Origin of the sequence: Dokdonella sp. (genome assembly GCF_049593775.1) — a bacterium.
Classification (GTDB): domain Bacteria; phylum Pseudomonadota; class Gammaproteobacteria; order Xanthomonadales; family Rhodanobacteraceae; genus Dokdonella.
In genome coordinates, this window is sequence record NZ_JBAWHJ010000203.1 from 1 (window position 1) to 3,778 (window position 3,778).

Sequence of the window (3,778 nt, forward strand, 5' to 3'; positions counted from 1 at the left end):
CAAGCCGGTCGAGGTCGAAGGCCTGGTCAAGCCGATCACCTCACGCCTGATGAGCCTGGCCCTGCCCGGCCAGATCCTGCTCTCCAATATTGCCTATGCGCTGGCCCATCGCGCCCAGGGTGAACTCGGCGAACAGCTCGAATCGGTACGCTGGCGCACCCATGGTCGCTACCGCTTCCGCGGCGTGCCTGATCCGGTGCCGGTATTCGAGGTGGGCGAAGAAGGCCTGGCCCCGCTGAAGGCGCCGCCCTGGTCGAGCAAGGCGCATCGCGAAGTGCCGTTCTGGCGTCGCCCGGCCACGGTGGTGATCGAAGGGCTGATCGTGCTGGCCCTGCTCATGATCCCGCTGGTGATGTTCCTGCGCCCGGATCCGGCCATCGCGTTTGCCAGCCGTGACTGGGTGGTGGTCGGCAGCCTGAATAATCTGACCGGAGAAACGGTATTCGACGATGCGCTGGAAAGTGCACTGCGCATTGGTCTCGAACAATCCCGCTATGTGAACGTGCTGCCGGATCTGAAAGTCCGCGACACGATCACGCGCATGCAGCGCGACCCGGACACCACCGAGGTCAACCGCGAAGTCGGCTCGGAAGTGGCGATTCGCGATGGCGCGCGCGCGCTGATCCTGCCGACCATCGCCGAGATTGGCGGCCGAGTCAGAATCACCGCAGAAGTGATCGACCCGCAGACCCAGACCACGGTCTACTCGGAAACCGCAGACGGCATCGGCAAGGAATCGATCCTGCCCTCGCTGGATACGATCAACGATCGCCTGCGCGTGCGGCTCGGCGAAGCGCTGGCAACGGTGACTGACAATTCGATGCCGCTGGAGAAAGTGGCCACGAAGAATCTCGACGCATTGCGCGCCTATTCTTTGGGTTCAAAGAGCTACATCCAGGGCAAGTTTGAAGAAGCCATGGTGCTTTACAAGCAGGCGCTGGAGCTCGATCCCGAGTTCGCATCTATCTACATCCGCGTCGGCAGCATCCATGCAAGCACGGCTCAGTCCGACATGGCTATCGAAGCCTTTGAGACTGCGTTGGACAAACGGGAGCGCCTGACTCCGCGCGACATGCTGTACGCTGAAGTCATGCTGGCGGGCCTCCGAGGCGAGCCTGACGTATTCGCGAAATGGGCGGCGTTGTTCAATCGCTACCCGGACTATTTCGCGGGCAGTGGTGGCTATGCCTACATGAGTTGGCGCGATGCCAATCGCTTCGACAGCAAGACCGTCGCTGTCGCACAAGCATCCGCTTCTGCGCAAAACCCCTCACGCCAACCCTCCTTGCACCTGCTCGGCATTTTCAATCTGGGTAATGAGCGCTTTTCCGATGCGCTCAACAATTTTTCAGATGCGGAGTCGGTTGGTTTGACCTACACCCAGTATCACGCGGCCACAGAAGCCGCAGAGCGCAAATACGATCGAGCAATCGAAACGCTCGCGCGCTCGCCAAAGTTTGACCCCGAAATTCACCTGCATGCCTGGGCGACGAGTGCCGCAATGGATGTGGCATTTGCGATTGATCAAGGTAAGTTCGAGATAGCTGCCGACAAATTGGCTGAAGCGCAGAATGCACTCTCGAATGGAAGCGTTCTTCACGGTGTCAACAGAGTCATCGTGTTGACGCTCGCCCAGATCCAGACTTCGACGCAGGGCAGCCAGAAACAGCAGTTGACCAAAGCGCTGAATCTCACGATTGAACAGCGGAAGACGGCCACAGACGGTTCGCGCAGTTTTCTTGATTCACAAATTCTTGTGCTGGCCTATCTGGCCGCACACGACGGCGCTCCAGAACTATCGAAGACCGCGCTTGCTGCGCTGAAGGACGAGGACTACGCCGTCTATTCCATGAATCACAAGCTGCGCATCATCGCGGAAGCGGAGCTGGTGAGGACTGGTGGTGATGCAGATCAGGCGGTGCGCAAGCTCGAATCCTTGACCCAGGATGGCAGCGAACCGGTGCTCGCCCATGTCGCCTTGCTCGATGCCTATTCGAGCACCGATGAACCGGCGAAAGCACTCGCCGAGGCACGCTGGCTGGCATCGCATCGAGGCCGTGCTTATGCCGAATACATGCCAGGGAATCTGCTCACGCCATTCTATGTCGGCCAGACCAATCTGGCCTTGTTGCGTGGTGCCGAGTTGGCCCTTGAGCTAGGTGATACCAAGTCAGCAGCAAGCCAGCTCGAATCCTTCAACAAGACCTGGCCAAAGGCCGGGCAAGACCCAGCTCTGGCCCAGCGCATGGAACACGTTCAGTCGGACTTGTCACCATAATTCAGTCGCATCAGCGGAAATATCATGCACGCATGTCCGCCCATTGCATCTACATCCAGTTGCTTGTGTGCGGCTGCAATCTTGTCCTTGTCGGCCAGCGTTCCAGGTTTCAGATTGGCCGGATCGAGCGCGGCGATATCCGCATCCGAAACCCCGATTTCCTTCAGCGCGTCAGTCGGGCTTTTCTCGAAGCGTGACCGGTAGGCGTCATCGCTGGACAGCTTCTGCATCAAGCTCAGTTCTTGTGCTTTCGGTAGTCGTGCGTCACTCATGGATCTGTACCCCCTTCAATATGTGATCTGGATCGGGCGTCCCTGTCCCGGCGGTGAAGCCTGGCGAGCCGGGCGTGGCGAAACAACGCATCGCTTGTTGAGCACCGGCTGCCCTGCGTAGGCTAGCAGAACTATTCACTGTGGAATGCCTTCATGCAAGTACGCCGCTGTGCCGTGGTCTTCGTCGAACCGCGGGAACGTCTGGGTTTCGATCTGGGACTCCTGGTTGCCGGCGGTACCGGCGTTGCATCGGTTCGCGAGTGGATGGCGCTGGCGGCGCATCTGGATGAGGAGATCCCGCTGGATGCCGATGAGGTCCGGGTGCTGGGGCAGTTGTCGCCCGGCAACTGGGTGGACTTAGACGAGCTGGAAAACGAATCCGACACGCCGATACTCGAACGTCTGATCGACAAGGGCCTGCTGATCAGCGACGCCGACGCACACGCGGAATTGCGCCGAAAGGATGACGAGATACGCGACAGTCACTGGCGCGGGTTCTCCGCCGCCCTGCACCGGCATACGCGCTGGCACGCAGTCGACACGCTGGAAGCCGAGCGCCGATTCGGAAAGGAAACAGACCGACCGTTCCTCGAACGCCTTGGTGACCCCGAGCCTCCCGTGTGTGAACGCGTTGAATCCGACAAGCGCATCCCGTTGGCACGACCGGGCGAAACGGCACTTGAAGAACTGATTCGCAGTCGCGTGACCTGCCGCAACTGGGATACATCAAGGCCGCTGTCAGCGGACGATTTCGCCGCAACCCTGTTTCGCACGTTTGCTGCGCGCGCAGTCAGCGACGAACCCGGTATCGAAGTGATGAAGCGCGCCGTGCCATCCGCAGGCGGCCTGCATCCGACTGAAGCCTATCTGCTCGTGCAGAACGTCGAAGGCGTGACCCCGGGGCTTTATCACTACCACCCGATCGACCACGCCCTTGAGCCACTTGGCGAGATCAGTGCGGATGAAGCATCAGAGCTGGCCCTGCGCATGGTCGCCGGCCAGCGCCACTTCATGCATGCTCATGTGGTGATCGTCCTTGCCAGTCGTTTCCGCCGCACGTTCTGGAAATATCGCAATCACGCCAAGGCCTATCGCGCGGTGATCCTTGATGCAGGTCATCTCTCGCAGACGCTTTATCTGGCTGCCACCGAGCGCGGACTCGCTGCCTTCATCACCGCCGCCGTCAACGAGCGCGACATCGAGGAGATCTTCGGCCTCGATCCGATGC

3 protein-coding genes are annotated in these 3,778 nt (G+C 60.1%); 2 read left to right on the forward strand and 1 reads right to left on the reverse strand.

Annotation, left to right across the window (positions count from 1 at the left end; translation table 11 throughout):
• A partial coding sequence (locus WBP53_RS07220) for a putative peptide modification system cyclase (protein WP_423927388.1) occupies window positions 1–2,278 on the forward strand: 2,278 nt, incomplete at its 5' end.
• On the opposite strand, the gene WBP53_RS07225 is transcribed toward WBP53_RS07220, so the two are convergent.
• Window positions 2,257–2,550, reverse strand: a complete 294-nt coding sequence (locus WBP53_RS07225) for an NHLP-related RiPP peptide (RefSeq protein WP_423927390.1) — start codon at window positions 2,548–2,550, stop codon at window positions 2,257–2,259. The two genes, WBP53_RS07220 and WBP53_RS07225, sit on opposite strands and share 22 nt — an antisense overlap.
• Before the next feature lie 153 nt (window positions 2,551–2,703).
• Here WBP53_RS07225 and WBP53_RS07230 point away from each other — a divergent pair.
• Window positions 2,704–3,778 (forward strand): putative peptide maturation dehydrogenase (locus tag WBP53_RS07230; RefSeq protein ID WP_423927392.1); only part of this gene is annotated, 1,075 nt, incomplete at its 3' end.